Genomic DNA, 19,223 nt, shown 5'->3' with positions numbered 1-19,223 from the left:
ATGCTGATGTCCGGCTCCGCCTCGCTCTACGAAAAGCGCAAGGGCGTCTATCCCAAGGCGGTGGACGGCTTCTACCGCCGCCTGAAATGGGCGATCATGGCGGTGACGCTGGCCATTTACTGGGGGACGCCCTGGCTGCGCTGGGACCGGGGGCCTTATGCGCCCGATCAGGCGGTGCTGGTCGATCTCGCCCATCGCCGCTTCTACATGTTCGCGATCGAGATCTGGCCGCAGGAATTCTATTATGTGGCGGGTCTGCTCATCATGGCGGGGATCGGACTGTTCCTCGTCACCTCGGCGGTGGGGCGGGCCTGGTGCGGCTATGCCTGTCCGCAAACCGTGTGGACGGACCTCTACCAGCATGTCGAGCGCTTCATCGATGGCGACCGCAACGCACAGTTGAAACTCGCCAAGGCGCCCTGGAGTGCGGCCAAGATCGCCCGGCGTTTCGTCAAATGGTCGATCTGGCTGGGGATCGCATTCATAACCGGCGGCGCATGGATATTCTATTTCGCGGACGCGCCGACATTGCAGCAGCAGTTCTGGACCGGGACCGCCGCACCCGTCGCCTATGCGACGACCTTCGTGCTGACCGCGACGACCTTCGTGCTGGGTGGGTTCATGCGCGAACAGGTCTGCATCTACATGTGCCCCTGGCCGCGCATCCAGACGGCGATGCTGGATGAAAAGTCGCTGGTCGTCACCTACAAGAACTGGCGCGGGGAGAAGCGCGGCAGCCTGAAGAAGGCTGAGGCACATCCCGCCGAATATGGCGACTGCATCGACTGCAACCAGTGCGTCGCGGTCTGTCCGACCGGCATCGACATTCGCGAAGGGCCGCAGATCGGCTGCATCACCTGCGCGCTCTGCATCGACGCCTGCGACAAGGTGATGGCGCAGGTCGGGCGGCCCCGCGGCCTGATCGACTATTGCACCCAGGACGATGCCGAGGCGGAGCAGAAGGGCGCGCCGCCGCGCCCGGTGCTGAAGACCTTGCTGCGGCCCCGCACCATCGCCTATTTCGCGGTCTGGGTGGGGATCGGCGCGGCCATGCTGTTCGCGCTGGGCGCGCGCGAACGGCTGGAGATCAGCGCGCAGCAGGATCGCAATCCGATCTTCGTGCGCCTGTCCGACGGCGCGATCCGCAACGCCTATACGGTGAAGCTGCGCAATATGGAGGCGCGGCCCCGGGCGATGGAGGTTGGCCTTATCGACCTGCCCGGGGGGAGGATGTGGACCGATACGGGATCGCGCGAAACCGCGACGACGACGGTGCGGACCACCGTGCCCGCCGACAGCGTGGCGAAGCTGCGCGTCTTTCTGATGCTGCCGCCCGGCGGCCCGGCCCGGACGGATTTCCATTTCACCCTGCGCGCCCTGGACCGCGAGGGTGGCCACGTCAGCGAACCCGCCCGTTTCGAAAGGCCCTGAACCATGACTTCAGTCCCCAAGCCCATACGCCGTTTCACCGGCTGGCACATGACGGCGATACTGGTTGCTTTTTTCGCGGTGGTCATTGCCGTCAACATGCTGATGGCGACCATTGCCGTCCGCTCCTTTGGTGGCACGGTGGTCGAGAACAGCTATGTCGCCAGCCAGAAGTTCAACGGCTGGCTGGCGGAGGCGCGGGCGCAGCAGAAGCTGGGCTGGCGGGATGAGGTGACGCTGGATGCCGCGCGCCATGTGCGGATGAAGCTGAACGTGACCGGCGCGGACATGAGCGCGCTGGCGCAGCATCCGCTGGGACGGGCGGCGGACATCGCCCTGCGCTTCCATGAAATCGAGCCGGGCCTTTACAGGAGCGACCGTGTCCTGCCTGCGGGGCGGTGGCAGGTCCGTTTCGACGTCCGCCATGGCGGCGGCGAAGAACATCTGCTGCGGGAGGTCGACTGATGGCCAGCCAAGCCCTGCTCGTTGAAGAAACACCCATAGAGACGAAGGAAAGCCTGTTCGCCGTTCCGGGCATCCATTGCGCGGGGTGCCTGTCCAAGATCGAAAACGGCCTGCCGCTGACGCCCGGCATCCAGTCCGCGCGGGTCAATATGGGCGCGAAGCGGGTCGCGATCCGCCACGATCCCGCGCTGACGCCGCCCGAGTTGAAGGCCGCCATCATCGCGCTCGGCTTCGAGGCGGAGCCGCTGGCAGACCCCGGCATCGACGTCGCGGCGGCGGAGAACCGGATGCTGGTCCGGGCGCTCGCCGTGGCGGGCTTTGCTGCGATGAACATCATGCTGCTGTCGGTGTCGATCTGGTCCGGCGCGGAGGGGCCGACGCGGACCATGTTCCACTGGCTTTCCGCCCTGATCGCGCTGCCGACGGTCGCCTATGCGGGCCAGCCCTTCTTCCGGTCCGCCTGGGCGGCGCTGCGGCAGGGACGGACCAATATGGACGTGCCGATCAGCATCGGCGTGCTGCTGACGACGGGGATGAGCCTGTTCGAAACCGTCACGGGCGGCGAACATGCCTGGTTCGACGGGGCGGTGATGCTGCTCTTCTTCCTGCTCGCCGGGCGCTGCCTCGACAGCATGATGCGCGGGCGGGCGCGGGCCGGGGTGGCGGCGCTGCTGAAGCAGACCGCGCCGGGCGCGCTGGTGCTGGACCGGGATGGGTGCAGCCGGTGGACCGCCGCCGACGCCCTGCGTCCGGGCATGACCATGCTGGTCGCGGCGGGCGAGCGGCTGGCGGCGGACGGGCGGATCGTGGCGGGGGAAAGCGGTCTCGACATCGCTTTCCTCACCGGGGAAAGCGCGCCGGTGCGGGTGCAGCCCGGCGATAGGGTGCAGGCAGGGGCGCTCAATGTCGACGGGCCGATCACCGTGGAGGTGACGGCGGCGGGCGCCGACACCGTCATCGCCGACATCGCCCGGCTGATGGAGGAGGCGGGGCAGGGCAAGTCGCGCTATGTCCGGCTGGCGGACCGGGCGGCGCGTTACTATGCGCCCTGCGTCCATCTGCTGGCGGCCTTGTCCTTCGCGGGTTGGATGATCGCGGGGGCCGGGGTGCATCAGGCGCTGCTGATCGCGGTTGCCGTGCTGCTGATCACCTGTCCCTGCGCGCTGGGACTGGCCGTGCCGGCGGCGCAGATCGTCGCCTGCGGCGCGCTGATGCGGCGGGGGGTGCTGGTCAAGGACGGATCGGCGCTGGAGCGGCTCTCCGAAATCAGCGAAGCGGTGTTCGACAAGACCGGCACGCTGACCCTCGGTCGCCCGGTGCCGCAGGGCTTGCGCCGCCTGTGGCGTGAGGACCGCGCGATCCTGCTCGGCCTCTCGCGCGCTTCGCGCCATCCGCTGAGCGTCGCGTTGCGCCAGGCGCTGGAAGCGAGGGGCGTGACGCCCGCGCCGCTCGACGCCCTTCGCGAAGTGCCGGGCGAGGGGGTGTTCGCCGACTATCAGGGCGAGGCCGTATCGCTTGCCCGCCCGCGCAGCCTGATCAACCTGTTCGGTCTGGCGAGCGAATATCGGCGCGGCGAACAGGCGACCTTGCTCGCCTTCACCGATGCCCTGCGGCCCGATGCGGTCGAGACCATCGACGTGCTGCGCGGCATGGGCATCAAGACGCTGATCGCGAGCGGCGACCGGCCCGATGCGTTGGAGGAGATCGCCCGGATGACCGGGACCACCGCCATCGGCCATTTGCGCCCGGCGGACAAGCTGGCGCTGATCGGACGGTTGAAGGGCAAGGGCGAAAAGGTGCTGATGGTCGGCGACGGGCTGAATGACGGCCCGGCGCTGGCGGCCGGTCATGCCAGCATGGCGCCCGCCTCCGCCAGCGACGCGAGCCAGTTGACGGCGGATGCGGTGTTCCTGGGCGACCGGCTGGCGCCCGTGGCCGTCACGGTCCATGTGGCGCGGCGGACGGTCGCGGTGGTGAAGCAGAATTTCGCGCTGGCGATCGGCTATAATGTGCTGGCGGTGCCGCTGGCCATAGCGGGCAAGGTGACGCCGTTGGTGGCGGCGGTCGCCATGTCGACCAGTTCGCTGATCGTCATCGCCAATGCGCTGCGTTTGAAGGGAGCCGCGAAATGACCGGTCTCAGCCTGTTGATCCCGATCGCGCTCGGCCTCGGGCTGTTGGGGCTCGCCGCCTTTTTCTGGGCGCTGCGCGACGGGCAGTTCGACGATAGCGAAGGCGCGGCGGCGCGCATCCTGATCGAGGACGAGTGAATCGTCTTTGCTCGCGTGCCTGTTTCGTCCTAGTTTCCGGCCATGACCGAACCCGTGCTCCATGGCTATTTCCGTTCCACCGCATCCTATCGGGTGCGGATCGCCTTGAACCTGAAGGGCGTCGCCTATGCCGATGCCTTCCATCATCTGCTCAAGGGCGAGCAGCGGGCACCGGACTATCTGATGCTCAATCCGCAAGGCTTTGTGCCCACGCTGGAAGTGGATGGGACGGTCCTGACGCAGAGCCTCGCCATTTGCGAATATCTGGATGAGACGATTGCCGGGCACAAGCTGTTGCCCGACGATCCGTTGCGCCGGGCCGGGGTGCGGGCGGCTGCGCTGCTCATCGCCTGCGACATCCACCCGATCCAGAATCTGAAGGTGCTCCAACGGCTGCGTGGCCTTGGCCTGAACAAAGAACAGGTGACGGACTGGGCAAGGCAGGTGATCGACGAGGGGCTGGAGGCTTTCGACCGGCTGATCGCGGGGGAGGAGGGGCCTTATTGCTTCGGCGATCAGGTGACGCTGGCCGACATCTTTCTGGTGCCGCAACTGGGGAATGCGCGGCGCTTCGGGGTCGAATTGCGCTGGCCGCGCCTGCTGGCGGTGGAACAGGCGTGCCTGGCGCTCGATGCGTTCAGCCGCGCCGCGCCGCAGAACCAGCCGGACGCGGAATGATGTGTCGTGTCAGGCGGGTTCCAGCCGTTTCTGGATGATGCCGGACGCGGCCTTGGGATTGACCTCCGCGAAATGATCGAATGCGGCCTCGAAATGCGCCATGCCCTGGCTCAGCGACCGCAGTTCCGCCTCCAGCCCATGGAGTTCCGCGCCGGGCAGCAGCATCTCGATCACGTCCCAACGCGACCAGCCGTCCCGCGGTGCAATGCCCAGCAACTGGCCTCGCTTGGCCGCCAGCGATGAGGTGATCCGCGACGTAGCGCTGCCCGGTGCCATGATGGAGACCTGTGCAAAGGGCTCCAGCAGATAGGGCGTGCCGCCGGCGAGTGCCTCCGCCATGGCGAGGCGCCCGGCCAGCCGGAACGCCAGTTCGGAACTGTCGACACTGTGGAAGGATCCGTCGACCAACGTGACCGCCACGTCGACGACGGGAAAACCCAGCGGCCCCTTCATCATCGCATCGCGAACGCCTAGCTCGACGGCGGGTATCCACTGCTTGGGAATGGCGCCGCCGGTGATCCGTTCGCCGAACTGGAAGCCCTGGTCGCGATCCAGCGGGCGAACCTCCAGCACGACATCGCCAAATTGTCCATGGCCGCCGGACTGCTTCTTGTGCCGCCCGCGCTGGGTAACGGCCTTGCGGATCGTCTCCCGATAGGCGGTGGCGGGCGGGCGGGTGGAGATGTCGACGCCATAGCGCCGCTTCAGCCGGTCGAGCGCCATGGCCAGATGCTCGTCGGTCACGCCGCGGATCAGCATGTCCTGGCTCCATTCGTCGGGCGACCAGTCGAGCCCCGCATCCTCCTCGACCAGCTTGCCGACGGCCGAGGACAGCAGGACCTCGTCCTTGTGGTCCCGGACCGACAAGGTGAGCGCACAATTGAGCGTGGCCTTTTCCCAGGGTCGAGCGGCGGCGGTCCGCTTGCCCGTGATGCTCAGCCGATCCCCCGCACGCACGCCATCCAGCTTGGCGACGCCGACCACATCGCCTCGTTCGATCGCCTTGAGCTTGGTGGCCGAAAGGCCCTGCAAGGCGAAGAGGGCGCCCGCGCGCAACAACCGGCCTTCGCCGTCCGTCAGCTCTGCGGCCTCGGCGGCAGGCCCGCCGAACAGGCGCAGCAGGGCCAGGCGGCCGACCGTGCTGCCGTTCATGATCTTGAAGACCTGCGCGGTTCCTTCGTCGATGCCCAGCCTTTTGGCGGTCTCCTCCATGGCGGGTGTATCGTGGCGCAACATCTTGAGCAGCCGCCGCACGCCAAAGCCGTTGAGCGCGGAACCGAAGAGGAGGGGGACTGCCTGCCCCGCCGCCATCTCCCTGGTAAGATCGCCGAAGACGAGGTCGAGATCGGGGATTTCGTCGCTCAACAACTGTTCCAGCAGGATGTCGTCGTGATCCGCGAGCTGTTCCAGCATGTGGAAGCGCGCCGACGCTTCGATCGCCTGGATGCTGGCGGGCATGGCGATGCGTTCCGACGGCTGGCCGGGGCGATAATGATAGGCCCGCTCCAGCGCCAGATCGACGAAGCCGTCAATCTGCTCGCCCGACCGGATCGGAATCTGCCGGGCGACGAAGGCCGCATCGCCCATCGGTTGCAGGGCTTCCAGCAGTTCCTCGATGGTGCCGCGTGCCTGATCGATCTTGTTGACGAACACCGCATGGGGCACGCCCAGCGCCTCGAGTTGACGCAGCACCGGTTCGACCTGCGGTGCCCGCGCCGGGTCGGGATCGATCACGACCAGCGCAAGATCGGCCGTGGCCAGTGCCAGCCTGCCGTCGGCGGCAAAGCCGGGCGATCCGGGAATGTCGAGCAGGACGTAATTGTCGTCCATCCAGTGGAACCGCATCAGGTTCAATTCGGTGGAACCGCCGCGCGCCCGCGCTTCGGGGGTGGCATCGCCGATGCTGTTACCCTGCCTGACTGCGCCCAATCGGGGGATGGCGCCCGCCGCGAAGAGGATGGCTTCCGCCAGACTTGTCTTGCCTGCGCCTGCCGGTCCGACAAGCGCAATGAGTTTCGAGCCGCTGCCGCTGTCCTTCATGTCCCTCTCCTTGCTCTCTTGGGTCACGCGGGAGGTCGTGTGCCGGAGTCGCGAGGATCGTCCCAAGCGCGCGGCAAAGCAAGGGGGCGAAGATGGACCGCCCCTGAGGTCCGGATGAGGCGAGCGAATGAAGGAGGCCGTCCGCCCGAACGTCAAAGTTCGGCCAGGCTCTTGGCCAGATCGATCTGCTTGAAGGGTTTGGTCAACCGCGGCTGTTCCGCTGAAATGCCGGCGTTTTCCGCGTAGCCCGAAATCAGCAAGGCGCGGATTTCCGGCTTCAACCGTCTGGCCTGCTGGATCAGGTCGATTCCGGTCGTGCCGGGCATCAGATGGTCGGTGACAAGCACGTCGACGCCCGGATCATCCTGCATGATCGACAAAGCCCGTTCGGCCGAATTGGCTTCCAGCACATCATAGCCCAATTCCCGCAGCATATGGACGGTACTGGCGCGCACCAGATCCTCGTCATCGACCACCAGCACCGTGCCATGGTCCAGCTTGACGGCGATCGGTTCGGGCGCGGGGGAATCCTTTTCCACCTCGGCCTCGCTGGTCGGCAACAGCAGGCTGATCGTCGTGCCCGCTCCAACGGCGCTTTCGATCGTCAGCCCGCCGCCAAGCTGGGCCACGAGCCCATGGACCATCGACAAGCCGAGACCGGTTCCCTGACCGACGCCTTTGGTCGTGAAAAAGGGTTCGATGGCCTTTTTGACAATATCCTCATCCATGCCGATGCCGCTGTCCTTGACGGACAGCTTGATATAAGGACCGGGGCGTAAACGCAGGTCATCGTCCGCCCCGACGATCTCGCGACTGACGGCGATCCTCAGTGTTCCTCCGTCCGGCATGGCGTCGCGCGCATTGACCGCCAGGTTCAACAGGGCCATTTCGATCTGGTTGGCGTCGGCCCTGGCGGCAGGCAGATCGTCCGCGATCGACAGTTCGACCTGAACGCGCGGGCCGGATGTGCTGACGATCAGGTCCTTGATGTCCCGCACCAGATTGCCGATGTTGATGGCGGTGGGTTGCAACGGCTGCCGCCGCGCAAAGGCGAGCAGCCTTTGCACCAGCATCTTGGCCCTGTCGGCGGATTGCAGGGCGCCCTCGATCAGGCGCCGCTCCCGGTCGGTGCCCAGGCCGCGGCGGTGGAGAAGATCGAGGCTGCCGACTATCGGCGTCAGCAGATTGTTGAAATCATGGGCTACGCCGCCCGTCAACTGGCCCATCGACTCCAGCTTCTGCGACTGACGCAAGGCTTCTTGCGCCATTTCCAGTTCTTTCGACCGTTGCTGCACCCGTTCTTCCAGGGTCTCGTTGAGTGTCCTGAGCCCTTCCTCGCTCTGACGCAGCGCCGCCTCCATACGCCGCCTTTCCGTCATGTCGTTGAACAGGACCGCCACCAGAGGCTCGGGGGTGTTGCCCACGCGAAAGGCATAGACGTCGTACCAATATCCGCCCAGCGCCTCGGCTCCGTCCTCGAAGCGGACGCTTTCGCCCGTCCGCGCGACCTGGCCGTACATGTCGAACCAATGCTGTTCATGCTCCGGCACCAGCGACCGCATGGTCTTGCCCACGGCGTCGGTCAGTCCCGTCTGGCGCGAAAAGGCCGGGTTGGTTTCGATGAAACGATAATCGATCGGCTTTCCTGCCGCGTCGAAGATCATCTCGATGATGCAGAAGCCGGCATCGATCGAATTGAACAGCGACCGATATTTCTCGGCACCGCGATGCAGTTCCTCCAGACGCGCCCGCGCCTCATATTGGCGGCGCCTGCCGCGCAGTGCCGATCGGGCCAGGCTGATCAACGTGGTGGGATGAAAGGGGCGCTCCAGGAAATTGACGTTGCCCAGCATGTCCAGATAGCGGCTGGCCGCAGGGTTGCGCTCCAGCCCGCCGCCCCGATGCGTGAGCAGGATGAAGGGGAAATCCGACCATTCCGGCTGGTTCTGCAACCAGTGGGAGAGCGGGTGCAGGTCGCGATTCTGCAACGCCTCTTCGGTGACGAGCGCAAAACCGGCGCCATGATCGATACCCTCCAGCAGCCTATGCAGGCTATCGCAAATCTGCGATCGCAACCCTGCCTCGGCCAGCATCGACGCTGCAATTTCGGCGTCGCGGCCGACAGGTGCAAGAATGAGCGCCCTTTCAGAGAGATGCGGTATCACGCCTCGTCTTCGAGCAGCGCGGGCGCGCTTCCCATGAAGTTCGGCACGCCGCGCAGCACGCCCTGGAAACCGACCAGAGGCTCGCCCAGACGGATGCCATATTCGCCGATGCGGAATTCGCGAATAGTGTCTTCATGCGACCCGGTGCGCTTCTTGATGACGGACATGGCGCGCCGTACCCGGCCCAGCGCCTCGAAATAGCGCAACAGGATGACCGTGTCGGCAAGATAGGTCACGTCGACCGGAGACTTCATGTCGCCCACCAGGCCATGTTGCGCGACCGTCAGGAAGGTCGTGGCACCCTGGCGATTCAGATATTGAAGCAATTCATGCATGTGGAGGACCAGGGCATTTTCCTCCGGCATGGCCGACTGATAGCCGTTCAGGCTATCGATGATGACGGTTCGCACCCCATGGCGTTCCACGCAATGGCGCACCCGTTGGGAGAATTCCCCAGGCGACAATTCGGCGGCATCCACCTGTTCTACGGTCAGGCTCCCGCCGTCCGTCATGGCTTGCATGTCGATGCCCAGGCCCTTTGCCCGATTGAAGAGCAGGCCGATCTCCTCATCGAACACGAACATGGCCGCTTTCTCGCCGCGCGCGACCGCTGCCGACGCGAAGATCAGGGTGAGCAGGGATTTGCCGGTGCCGGCCGGTCCCAGCACGAGGACGCTGGAGCCCCTGTCGATGCCGCCGCCCAGCAGGGCGTCGAGTTCGTCGGAGTCACTTTTCAGGATGTCGCGGACGAAACTGGACTTATGTTCGGCGGACACCAGCCGGGGGAACACGCGCACGCCGCCGCGTCCGATCACGAAATCGTGAAAGCCCCCACGGACGCTGCGTCCGCGATATTTGATGACGCGCAACCGTCGCCGTTCCGGTCCGTAGCCGGGCGACAGCTCCTCCAGCCGGATCACGCCATGGGCGACGCTGTGCACGGTCTTGTCCGCGACATCCGCGGTCAGGTCGTCCAGCATCAGCACCGTTGCCTTCTGCGTGGCGAAGAAATGCTTGAGCGCCAGGATCTGGCGACGATAACGCAGCGAGCTTTGCGCGAGGAGGCGGATTTCCGACAGGCTGTCCAACACCACCCGGTCCGGTTTCACCCGGTCGAACGCATCGAAGATCCGGCGCGTGGTTTCGCCCAATTCGAGATCGGATGAATAAAGCAGGCTCTGCTGTTGCTGTTCGTCCAGCAGGCTTTCGGGCGGCACCAGTTCGTACAGATCGATCCCCGCCAATGTCCAGCCATGCGATTGCGCGCTCTCGCGCATTTCGTCCTCGGTCTCCGACAGGGTGATGTAAAGGCACCGCTCGCCCTGTGCGGCGCCCTCGATCAGAAACTGCGTCGCGATGGTCGTCTTGCCGGTGCCCGGACTGCCTTCCAGCAGAAAAACGCGGCCCCGCGTGAACCCTCCGGAAAGAATGTCGTCAAGGCCATCTACCCCCGCAAGCGCTTGGTCGGTCGAATAGGTCGGCACGTCATTCTCCTTTCAGAGCAGGCGCATCGGCGAATAGCATGGGGTTGGGCAGGGCCCAATAAAGGCTGGATTGATTTCGATTAACTTATCAGGGGTCATGCGGCGAACCCGAAAGTGAAAACTGATGCGTCACGATCGCTAACTTTCCAGTTCCCTTCCATCGAGCTGCCGCCGGGCATCCGATGCGGCGCGCAGCAATGCTCTTGCCGTTTGTTCAGCGGCTCCCGGCGTCAGGCTCACCGCGACGCCGTCCGGGCCGTCCAGCATCACTTGTCCTTCTTCGGCATAGGCTTCACCTGCCTGATCGAATACGCCGTCCCGGGGCATGGATTCTCCTTTGTTCCTCCAGCTGCAAAGGACGCGCAACCGGTGCGCACGGTTCCCTCACCCTTCGATGAACAGGTAGGAGGGATCATAGTCGCTGAGGCGGCGCAGCGCGGAAAGGTCGGAGATGGTGACGCGGTTCCGCTGGACCTGCATCAGATTTCTCTCGCGCAATTCCCGCAGCATCCGGTTGATATGTACCGATGTCATGCCGCAGGCCTCCCCCAGATCCGCCTGGGTGAGGGGGAAGGCGAAATGCTGCCCGTCGCTCAGTCCGACGGCCCGCAGCTTCGCTTCGATCTCGCAGAAAAAATGCGCCACCCGGGCGACCGCGTCCAGGCGACCGAGACGGAAAATCCATTCCCGGTGCATGGCGGCGTCCAGCAAAGTGCTGAACCAGAGCAGCTTGGTCAGGTTGGGCCGTTCGACCAGCAACCGATCCAGCCTTTCATGGGGAACCAGCGCGATCTTGCATGCGCCCAGCGTCGCCACATCATGGTCCAGCCGGCCCAGGGGATAGCCGTGGAGATCGACGAAGTCCCCCGGGACATGCACGGCGACGAGCTGACGAAGGCCGTTCCGATCGTCCATATAACGGCAGATGAAGCCCTCCATGAGATAGGTGCTCATCCTGATCGGTTGGCGGGCATGGGCGATGAGCTGGCGGGCGCGCGTCTTTTGCACATCCCAGACGCTGTCTTCGAGCGCGGCAAGATCCGACGCGGACAATTGTTCGCGGCGACGATTGCGAAGGAAATCGGCAAAGATCATCGACTGCTGCTCCGGGTGCGGGACATCCGGTTTATCAGCCGGGTTATACCACGACCAGCGCGTTATGCGAGGTCACGACCGATGGGAAATCAGGGACATGGCGGGGAGGTTCCCTGACACCAGCATCCCGATGTCCGCCGTTTCCGCCCTCTGTCGACCGCAATAGGGAGAGGGTTGTATCGGACTCCGGCAGCCAACCCTTCGGATGCGGTCGGTGCCACCGCATCTCCTATCGTCTTAAGCCGCCAACCCTCGCATCCGCAGCAGCGCGTCGACCTCCGGCGCGCGCCCGGCAAAGGCCTGGAAATTTTCCGAAGCGGGACGACTGGCGCCCGCAGCAAGGATTTCGCGACGGAAAGCCGTCGCGCCACCACCGGGAATATCGCCATGGGCGAAAATCTCGAACGCGTCGGCAGAAAGCAGTTCGGCCCAGAGATAGGAATAATAGCCCGCTGCATAGCCGCCTGCGAAAATATGGCTGAAGGCATGCGCAAAGCGGTTCCATGCCGGCGGATGCACCACGGCGACCGCGGCGCGGACCTGGTCCAGCATGGCATTGACCTGCGCGCCCTTCGCCGGATCATAGTCGCGGTGGAGCAGCAGGTCGAAGGTCGCGAATTCGATCTGGCGCAGGATCGCAAGCCCCGCCTGAAACTGGCGCGCGGCGAGCAACCTGTCGAACATCGCTTCCGGTAGCGGCTCGCCCGTGTCGACACGGCCCGACAGGCCGATCAGCGTGTCCTTGTCCCAGGCGAAATTCTCCATGAACTGGCTGGGCAGTTCCACTGCATCCCATTCGACGCCGCTGATGCCGCCAATGGAGGGCAGGTCCACCTCGGTCAGCAGATGATGCAGCACATGGCCGAATTCGTGGAACAGCGTCACCACGTCATTATGCGTGACCAGCGAGGGATGGTCGCCCGCAGGCGGCGCGAAGTTGGTGGTGAGATAGGCGATGGGCCGGTGGAAACGGTCGGCATCGCGGAAGCGGGAACGGCATACGTCCATCCAGGCGCCGCCACGCTTGCCCGCCCGGGCGTAGAGGTCGAGATAGACGCCGGCGACCACCTCCCCGCCGGCATCCCGCACATCGTAGAACAGCACGTCCGGGTGCCATGTCGAAACCCCCTCGCGCTTTGCCAGCCGAACGCCGAACAGCCGTTCGATCAGCGCCTCCGTTCCCGCCAGCACACGCGGCAGGGGGAAATAGGCCTTGAACGCTTCCTGATCGACGCCATGCAGGGTACGGCGCATGGCTTCGGCCACATAGGAGAGGTCCCAGGGCTGGAGGTCGGCCAGGTCCAGATGTTCGGTGGCGAAGGTTCGCGCTTCCTCCAGCTCGCGTTCGCCCACCGGCCTGGCGCGACGGGCCAGGTCGGCAAGGAAGGCCAGCGCCTCGTCGGCATCGGCCGCCATCTTGGTTTCCAGCGAATGCGCAGCGGAGTCGGCAAAGCCCAATATTCGCGCGGCCTCATGCCGCAGCGCCAGGATCGCGTCGATCCGATCGCTATTGTCATGGCTCCTGTCGTCCGCCTGATCGGACGCGCGCGTGTTATAGGCGCGATATACGCGCTCCCGCAGCTTGCGGTCCTTCGCATGCAGCAGGATCGCCAGCACGCTCGGTTGGCGCAGGGTGATGAGCCATCCGGTCAATCCCTTTTCCCCTGCATAAGCGGCCAGGATCGCCTTGTCGCTGTCGGGCACCCCGGCGAGCGCTGTTTCATCGGTGACATGCTCGCTCCACGCCTCGGTCGCGTCGAGCACGGCATTGCCGAACCTGGTGCTGAGGTCGCTCAAGGCCACACCGATGTCGAGGAAACGCTGCCGCGCCTCCCCCTCCAGCGCGACGCCTGCCAGGCGGAAACCGCGCAGGGCGAGATCGACCGCGCGCTTTCGGGCGACAGGCAGATTGACGAAATCCGGCCGGGCGGCGACGCGGGCGACGGCATCATGATGGGCGCGGTTCTGGCCCGCTTCCATGAGATAGGCGGTCATCAGCGCCTGGGCGGCCGCATGGGCCTCGCGCAATTCCGGTGTATCGGCGACGGAGGCGAGATGCCCCACCGGCGACCATGTACGCGACAGCAGGAAATCGGCGCGCTCGGCGGTCAGGATCACCGTGTCGAAATCATCCGTGCCGCCGGCCGTGATCTGAGCGACGGCTGCCCGGTGGGCGGCGATCGCCTCCTCCATGGCGGGGACGACATGGGACGGCTGGATGGCCGCGAAATCGGGCAGGTCGCGATCGGCAAGAAGGGGATTGCTGGTCATGGTCACTCATGGTCTGGATCTACCCTCTAATTGGGTCATCCGGCCCGCCTCTTCAAGCTTTGATGAGGAGATGCCGCCGCCTTGCGCACAGGTGGGCATCGGAAGGCGCCAGCCAGTGCTCTTTGCAGGCTTTGGGGGCTGAAGGCCGATCGCCCTCAAGCGAGGGTGAGGTAGATCTCCGCCTCTATCACCCAGTTCGATCCTGTCCGGCGCCATTTGGCGGTGTAGCTGCCGGAGGCGAGGAAAGCGCCGGAATCGGCGGCAACCCCTTCCCAGCGGCCATGTTCCAGTGCGATGGGTTCGACGGGCGAGGCCAATATGGTTTCCGGCGTGCGGGTATAGATGGTCCGGTCCGCCGCTGCGAATTCCCGTTTCCAGACCGCCAGTTGCGCCTTTTGCCCGGCGATCACCGCACTGTCCGTGCCGGTGACCATAATGGCGTCGGGCGCCAGGATCGGCCCGATCGCGCGCAGGTCCGCTTCCGCCAGGGCGCGGTTGAAATCCGCGCGGCGCAGTCGAACGGCAAGGTCGGCGGAGGAGGTCATGGATCGGCTTTCAGGCTGAATCGGGACACCCGCCCTAGCGCAGCCCGGCGAACATCGCCACCATCGGTAGAGAGCTAGCTGTTCGTCCAGCCCCCGCCCAGCGCCTTGAACAGATCCACCTGTGCGAAGGCCACGGCGCGATTGGCTGTCGCCAGGTCGCTCTCCGCCGCGGCCAGGGTGCGTTGCGCATCCAGCACCGTCAGGAAGTCGATCTGTCCCTCGCGCTGCCGGGCAAGGCTGATGCGTGCCGCCCGGTCGGCGGCCTCGCGCGCGGCCTTCAGCGTATCGCGGCGCTCCAGCGCATGGGCATAGACCGACAGCGCCGTTTCGGTTTCTTCCAGGGCGCGCAGGACCGTTCCGTCGAAGCTTGCGAGCGAACCGTCGGCGTCGGCCCTGGCAGCGGCTATGCGGGCGCGGTTGGCCTCCTGGTTGGGAAAGGCCCAATTGATGAGCGGCCCCAGCAGCCAGCGGAAAGGGCCCCCACCGAAAATATCGCCGCCGCCGACCGCCGTCGTGCCGATCGATCCGCCCAGGGTGATGCGCGGATAAAGGTCCGCCGTCGCCACGCCGATCCGTGCCGTATCGGCCGCCAGACGCTGCTCGGCTGCGCGTACGTCCGGACGGCGAGCCAGCAGCGCGCGACCATCGCCCACCGGGATAGGTTGGTTGAGATCGGGCGTCCGCTCCTGTTCACGGATGGTCGCGGGCAGGTCCTGCGGCGCGCGGCCGGTCAGCGTCGCCAGCCGGAAGAGCGCGCTGTCCCGGTCCGCGGTCAGGCTGGGGATTTGCGCGGCCTGCTGATCGCGCAGCGCCGTCACCCGGATCACGTCCAGCCGGTCGGACCGGCCGACCTCGAACCGGGCATTGGTGATGCGGATGCTTTTGTCGAGCAGCGCCACCGTCTGCCGCGCCACGGCGATGCGTTCTGCCGAACTGGTGGCGTCGACATAGGCGCGCACCGTGTCCGCGACCACCGCCACGCGCACGGCGTCGGCATCGGCCGACGCGGCGTTGGCGTCGCCCTTCGCCGCTTCGATGCTGCGCTTGACGCGGCCGAACAGGTCGACCTCATAGGCGACGTTCAGCCCCGCATCGACGGTCCAGTTCTCGCGATCGGCACCCGGCAGCGACTGGGCGGCGGAGGCCCGGCCATAGCTGGGCGAACCGCTCAATGTCGTCTGCGGCAGCTTGTCGGAACGGGCGCCGCGCAACTGGGCGCGGGCCTTTTCCAGCCGGGCGACGGCCACGCGAATGTCGCTATTGGCCTTCAGCGCATCCTGCACCAGCCCGTCCAGCACGGGATCGCTGTAGAGCCGCCACCAATGGTCGTCGACCTGCGCCGTGCTGACCGCCGGACTGGCCGCGCCGATAAAGGCCCCGGCAGCAGTGGCCGGAGTGGCCGGAGCCTTATAATCCGGCCCCGCGGCGCAAGCGGTCAAGGCCGACGCGCCGAGCAGGAGGGGGAGGAGTGTCTTGATCATCATGCCGTTCCTTATTCGGCGGGTTGCAGCGCGGCGGGAGATTGCCCCTTCCCCTTGCGGGAAAAGCGGTCGCCCAATGCGCGGCACACGACATAGAAAGTGGGGGTGAAAAGCAGGCCGAAGGCGGTCACACCGGCCATGCCGAAGAAGACAGCCGTACCCAAAGCCTGCCGCAATTCCGCGCCAGCTCCGCTCGCGATCACCAGAGGCACCGCGCCCAGGATGAAGGCGAAGCTGGTCATCAGGATCGGACGCAACCGGGTCTGCGCGGCCTGCACGGCGGCGTCGACCGGCGACAAGCCCTGTTCTTCCTCGGCCTGCTTGGCGAATTCGACCACGAGTATGGCGTTCTTCGCCGCAAGCGCGATCAGCACGACCAGCCCGATCTGCGTCAGGATATTATTGTCCATGCCCCGCAAATTCACGCCCAGCATGGCCGCGAACAGGCACATCGGCACGATCAGGATGATCGACAGCGGCAGCGTCAGGCTTTCATATTGCGCCGCCAGCACCAGGAAGACGAAGAAGACCGCCATGGCGAAGACGATGCCCGCCGTATTGCCCGCGATCACCTGCTGATACGCCACCCCCGTCCATTCCTTGCCATAACCGGCGGGAAGGGTGGTATCGGCCAGCTTTTCCATGGTCGCCAGCGACTGGCCGGAGCTGTAGCCCGGAGCCGTATCACCGTCGATCTCCACCGCCGGGAGCAGATTGTAGCGCACCACGCGATAGGGCCCGGTCTTGTCCTTGAAGGTCGAGACGGAACCGATCGGCACCATCTGCCCGCTGTTCGACCGGGTCTTCAAGTTGGCGATGTCCGCCACCGTGCCGCGATGGTTCGCGTCAGCCTGAGCGGTGACGCGATAGGTGCGCCCCAGCAGGTTGAAGTCGTTGACGAAGGCGGAACCGAGATACACCTGCATGGCTTCGAACACGCGTTCCGGCGGCACGCCCAGCAGGTCGGCCTTGCGCCGGTCCACATCGGCATAGATACGGGGCGTGCCGACGTCGAACAGGGTGTAGACCATGTTGAGACCAGGCGTCTGGTTCGCCTTGGCGATGAAGTCCTGCGCGACCTTGTTCAGTTCGGCATAGCCATGATCCTCACGATCCTGCACCATCAGGCGATAGCCGCCCGCCGACCCGATGCCCTGGATGAGCGGCGGTGGTATCAGCAGGATGCGCGCCTTGTCGTAACCGGCGACGGCCTTGTTCGCCTGCTCCATGATGCCGGCATAGGTGGCGCCTTCTTGCCGACGTTCGGCGAAGGTCTTGAACGGGAAGTAGATGGCGGCACTGTTGGGCGCCTGCGTCTGCGAGGGACCATGGAAGCCCGCGAACATCACCGCGCCGCGCAGCCCCTTGATCGGCAATATCCTCGCCGCGACCTCCCGCGTCACCTTGTCGGTGCGCTCCAGCGACGCGCCGGAGGGAAGCTGGACGACCGCGAGGAAATAGCCCTGGTCCTGCGCGGGAATGAAGCCGCCCGGCGTCACCCAGAACAGGGCGATGGTGGCGGCGATCAGGCCCGAATAGGTCAGCAGCATCTTCTTCGGCCGAGCGACGAGGAAGCGGGTGAGGCGGGCATAGCCAGCGCTCAGCCGGTCGAAACCGCGATTGAAACGGTCGGCCGCCTGCGTCGCCATCCGGCGCCAGCGTGGCGCGTTGTCCAGATCATGCGCACCATGTTTGGACTTGAGCAACAGCGCCGCCGCAGCCGGGGACAGAGTGAGCGAGAGGATCAGCGAAATGATCGTCGCGGTCGAGATGGTGACGGCGAACTGCTGGTAGAAGGCGCCGGAAATGCCGGTGATGAACAGGGTCGGCACGAACACTGCGCACAGGACGAGGACGATGGCGATCAGCGCCGTGGAAACTTCATCCATGGAGGTTCTGGCTGCCTCCAGCGGCGACATGCCATGTTCGATATTGCGCTCGACATTCTCGACAACGACGATGGCGTCGTCGACGACGATGCCGATGGCAAGGACCATGCCGAAGAGCGACAGGTTGTTGAGCGAATAGCCGAGCCCTGCGAGGATCGCCGCCGTGCCGATCAGCGAAACCGGGATGGCGATGATCGGGATGACCGCCGCGCGCCAGTTCTGGAGGAAGACCAGGATGACCAGGACGACCAGGATCACCGCTTCGAACAGCGTGTGATAGACGGCGTCGATGGACTGGCTGATGAATTCGGTCGGGTTGTAGATGACGCTATATTCCAGCCCCTTGGGGAAGCGCTTGGACAGTTGCTCCATCTCCGCCTTCACCTTCTCCGCCGCGTCGAGCGCGTTGGAGCCGGGGCGCTGCATCGTCGCGATGACGACGGTGGGCTTGTTCGACAGATAGGTGTTGACGCCATAATCCTGCGCGCCCAGCTCGACCCGGGCGACGTCGCCCACGCGGACCTGGCGGCCATCGGCGTCGGTGCGGATGACGATGTCGGAGAACTGCTGCGGCTCGGTCAGGCGGCCCTGCATCTCGACGCCGAGCTGGAAGGCTTCGCCCCCATGCGAACCGGCGTCATAAGGCGGCTGGCCGATGGAACCGGCGGACACCTGCACATTCTGGGCGCGCAGAGCCTGCACGATCTCGCCCGCCGTCAGGTTGAGCGCCGCGGCGCGGTCGGGGTCGATCCAGATGCGCATCGCATAGTCGCGTGAGCCGAAAAGCTGCACGTCGCCCACGCCGTCGAGCCTGGCGAGCCGGTCGCGGACCTGCGTCAGCGCATAGTTGGAGATATAGTTGCGGTCGAACGTGCCGTCGGGCGACTGGAGATTGACGACCATCAGGAATTCCGGGGTCGTCTTGCGCGTGACGACGCCCAGCCGCTGCACTTCTTCGGGCAGGCGCGGGACGGCGACGGCGACACGGTTCTGGACCAGCACCTGCGCGGCGTCGAGGTCGGTGCCGACCTTGAAGGTGACGGTGATCGTGACCTTGCCGTCGCCGGTCGACTGACTGCTCTGGTAGAGCATGTCGTCGACGCCGTTGATCTCCTGCTCGATCGGCGCGGCGACGGTGGACGCGACAGTCTCGGCGGAGGCGCCAGGATATTGGGCGGAGACCGTGACCGTGGGCGGCACGATGTCGGGATATTGCGATACGGGCAGACCGACGAAGGCGATGGCGCCGATCACGGTGATGACCACCGCGATCACGGCGGCAAAGATCGGCCGGTCGATGAAGAAACGGGAAAGGCGCATCGGACGAATTCCTCGATGGCGTGAAAAGGGGTTCGCAATCAGGCAGGGGGCGCCAGACCACGGATCAGCTATTTTCTCCCCTCCCCTTCAGGG

At 65.5% G+C, this 19,223-nt stretch carries 14 protein-coding genes; 5 read left to right on the top strand and 9 right to left on the bottom strand.

From position 1 onward, the window contains the following. The 5 genes from ccoG to maiA are packed head-to-tail and all read left to right on the top strand — an operon-like array spanning nt 1 to nt 4,840. On the top strand, nt 1–1,431 hold the full coding sequence (ccoG, locus tag YP76_RS13930; protein WP_046764227.1) for a cytochrome c oxidase accessory protein CcoG: 1,431 nt from the start codon (nt 1–3) through the stop codon (nt 1,429–1,431). Between the two features lie 3 nt (nt 1,432–1,434). Beyond that, a complete protein-coding gene (locus tag YP76_RS13925) occupies nt 1,435–1,893 on the top strand; it encodes a FixH family protein (RefSeq protein ID WP_046764226.1) in 459 nt (152 codons plus the stop codon). Further along, complete coding sequence (locus tag YP76_RS13920) at nt 1,893–4,025, top strand: cation-translocating P-type ATPase (protein ID WP_046764225.1); 2,133 nt, start codon at nt 1,893–1,895, stop codon at nt 4,023–4,025. The genes YP76_RS13925 and YP76_RS13920 overlap by 1 nt, the downstream gene beginning before the upstream one ends. Then, the gene (gene ccoS / locus YP76_RS13915) at nt 4,022–4,162 is read left to right on the top strand and encodes a cbb3-type cytochrome oxidase assembly protein CcoS (RefSeq protein WP_046764224.1); all 141 of its coding nucleotides are present in this window, start codon (nt 4,022–4,024) and stop codon (nt 4,160–4,162) included. The genes YP76_RS13920 and ccoS overlap by 4 nt, the downstream gene beginning before the upstream one ends. A 42-nt stretch (nt 4,163–4,204) precedes the next feature. Further along, nucleotides 4,205–4,840 (top strand): maleylacetoacetate isomerase, encoded by a 636-nt coding sequence (gene maiA / locus YP76_RS13910; RefSeq protein WP_046764223.1) that lies wholly within the window; start codon nt 4,205–4,207, stop codon nt 4,838–4,840. Nucleotides 4,841–4,849: 9 nt separating this feature from the next. On the opposite strand, the gene YP76_RS13905 is transcribed toward maiA, so the two are convergent. The 9 genes from YP76_RS13905 to YP76_RS13865 form a co-directional block, all read right to left on the bottom strand. Beyond that, nucleotides 4,850–6,880 carry an elongation factor G gene (locus tag YP76_RS13905; protein ID WP_046764222.1) on the bottom strand — a complete coding sequence of 677 codons (2,031 nt, stop codon included), beginning with the start codon at nt 6,878–6,880 and terminating at the stop codon, nt 4,850–4,852. 152 nt (nt 6,881–7,032) lie between these two features. Then, nucleotides 7,033–9,045, bottom strand: coding sequence for a hybrid sensor histidine kinase/response regulator (locus YP76_RS13900; protein ID WP_046764221.1), 2,013 nt, complete (start codon nt 9,043–9,045; stop codon nt 7,033–7,035). Next, the gene (locus YP76_RS13895) at nt 9,042–10,529 is read right to left on the bottom strand and encodes an ATPase domain-containing protein (protein WP_046764220.1); all 1,488 of its coding nucleotides are present in this window, start codon (nt 10,527–10,529) and stop codon (nt 9,042–9,044) included. The genes YP76_RS13900 and YP76_RS13895 overlap by 4 nt, the downstream gene beginning before the upstream one ends. Before the next feature lie 138 nt (nt 10,530–10,667). Beyond that, on the bottom strand, nt 10,668–10,856 hold the full coding sequence (locus YP76_RS13890) for a hypothetical protein (RefSeq protein WP_046764219.1): 189 nt from the start codon (nt 10,854–10,856) through the stop codon (nt 10,668–10,670). A 57-nt stretch (nt 10,857–10,913) separates the two neighbouring features. Further along, complete coding sequence (locus tag YP76_RS13885) at nt 10,914–11,624, bottom strand: Crp/Fnr family transcriptional regulator (RefSeq protein WP_046764218.1); 711 nt, start codon at nt 11,622–11,624, stop codon at nt 10,914–10,916. A 237-nt stretch (nt 11,625–11,861) separates the two neighbouring features. Further along, nucleotides 11,862–13,895 (bottom strand): M3 family metallopeptidase, encoded by a 2,034-nt coding sequence (locus YP76_RS13880; protein ID WP_046764217.1) that lies wholly within the window; start codon nt 13,893–13,895, stop codon nt 11,862–11,864. 155 nt (nt 13,896–14,050) lie between these two features. Then, a complete protein-coding gene (locus YP76_RS13875) occupies nt 14,051–14,440 on the bottom strand; it encodes a nuclear transport factor 2 family protein (RefSeq protein WP_046764216.1) in 390 nt (129 codons plus the stop codon). A 74-nt stretch (nt 14,441–14,514) separates the two neighbouring features. Beyond that, a complete protein-coding gene (locus YP76_RS13870; protein WP_408640440.1) occupies nt 14,515–15,924 on the bottom strand; it encodes an efflux transporter outer membrane subunit in 1,410 nt (469 codons plus the stop codon). 8 nt (nt 15,925–15,932) lie between these two features. Continuing rightward, nucleotides 15,933–19,130 carry an efflux RND transporter permease subunit gene (locus tag YP76_RS13865; RefSeq protein ID WP_046764215.1) on the bottom strand — a complete coding sequence of 1,066 codons (3,198 nt, stop codon included), beginning with the start codon at nt 19,128–19,130 and terminating at the stop codon, nt 15,933–15,935. Between the last annotated feature and the right edge of the window lie 93 nt (nt 19,131–19,223).

The sequence above is a fragment of the Sphingobium chungbukense genome, from assembly GCF_001005725.1.
GTDB lineage: Bacteria > Pseudomonadota > Alphaproteobacteria > Sphingomonadales > Sphingomonadaceae > Sphingobium > Sphingobium chungbukense.
This window is presented reverse-complemented; position numbering and strand designations above follow the sequence as displayed.

What these genes read in the sequence shown, in the direction of transcription:
- ccoG (WP_046764227.1), top strand. Translation starts at nt 1, where the DNA reads ATGCTGATGTCCGGCTCCGCCTCGCTCTACGAAAAGCGCAAGGGCGTC.
- YP76_RS13925 (WP_046764226.1), top strand. Translation starts at nt 1,435, where the DNA reads ATGACTTCAGTCCCCAAGCCCATACGCCGTTTCACCGGCTGGCACATG.
- YP76_RS13920 (WP_046764225.1), top strand. Translation starts at nt 1,893, where the DNA reads ATGGCCAGCCAAGCCCTGCTCGTTGAAGAAACACCCATAGAGACGAAG.
- ccoS (WP_046764224.1), top strand. Translation starts at nt 4,022, where the DNA reads ATGACCGGTCTCAGCCTGTTGATCCCGATCGCGCTCGGCCTCGGGCTG.
- maiA (WP_046764223.1), top strand. Translation starts at nt 4,205, where the DNA reads ATGACCGAACCCGTGCTCCATGGCTATTTCCGTTCCACCGCATCCTAT.
- YP76_RS13905 (WP_046764222.1), bottom strand. Translation starts at nt 6,880, where the DNA reads ATGAAGGACAGCGGCAGCGGCTCGAAACTCATTGCGCTTGTCGGACCG.
- YP76_RS13890 (WP_046764219.1), bottom strand. Translation starts at nt 10,856, where the DNA reads ATGCCCCGGGACGGCGTATTCGATCAGGCAGGTGAAGCCTATGCCGAA.
- YP76_RS13885 (WP_046764218.1), bottom strand. Translation starts at nt 11,624, where the DNA reads ATGATCTTTGCCGATTTCCTTCGCAATCGTCGCCGCGAACAATTGTCC.
- YP76_RS13880 (WP_046764217.1), bottom strand. Translation starts at nt 13,895, where the DNA reads ATGACCAGCAATCCCCTTCTTGCCGATCGCGACCTGCCCGATTTCGCG.
- YP76_RS13875 (WP_046764216.1), bottom strand. Translation starts at nt 14,440, where the DNA reads ATGACCTCCTCCGCCGACCTTGCCGTTCGACTGCGCCGCGCGGATTTC.
- YP76_RS13870 (WP_408640440.1), bottom strand. Translation starts at nt 15,924, where the DNA reads ATGATGATCAAGACACTCCTCCCCCTCCTGCTCGGCGCGTCGGCCTTG.
- YP76_RS13865 (WP_046764215.1), bottom strand. Translation starts at nt 19,130, where the DNA reads ATGCGCCTTTCCCGTTTCTTCATCGACCGGCCGATCTTTGCCGCCGTG.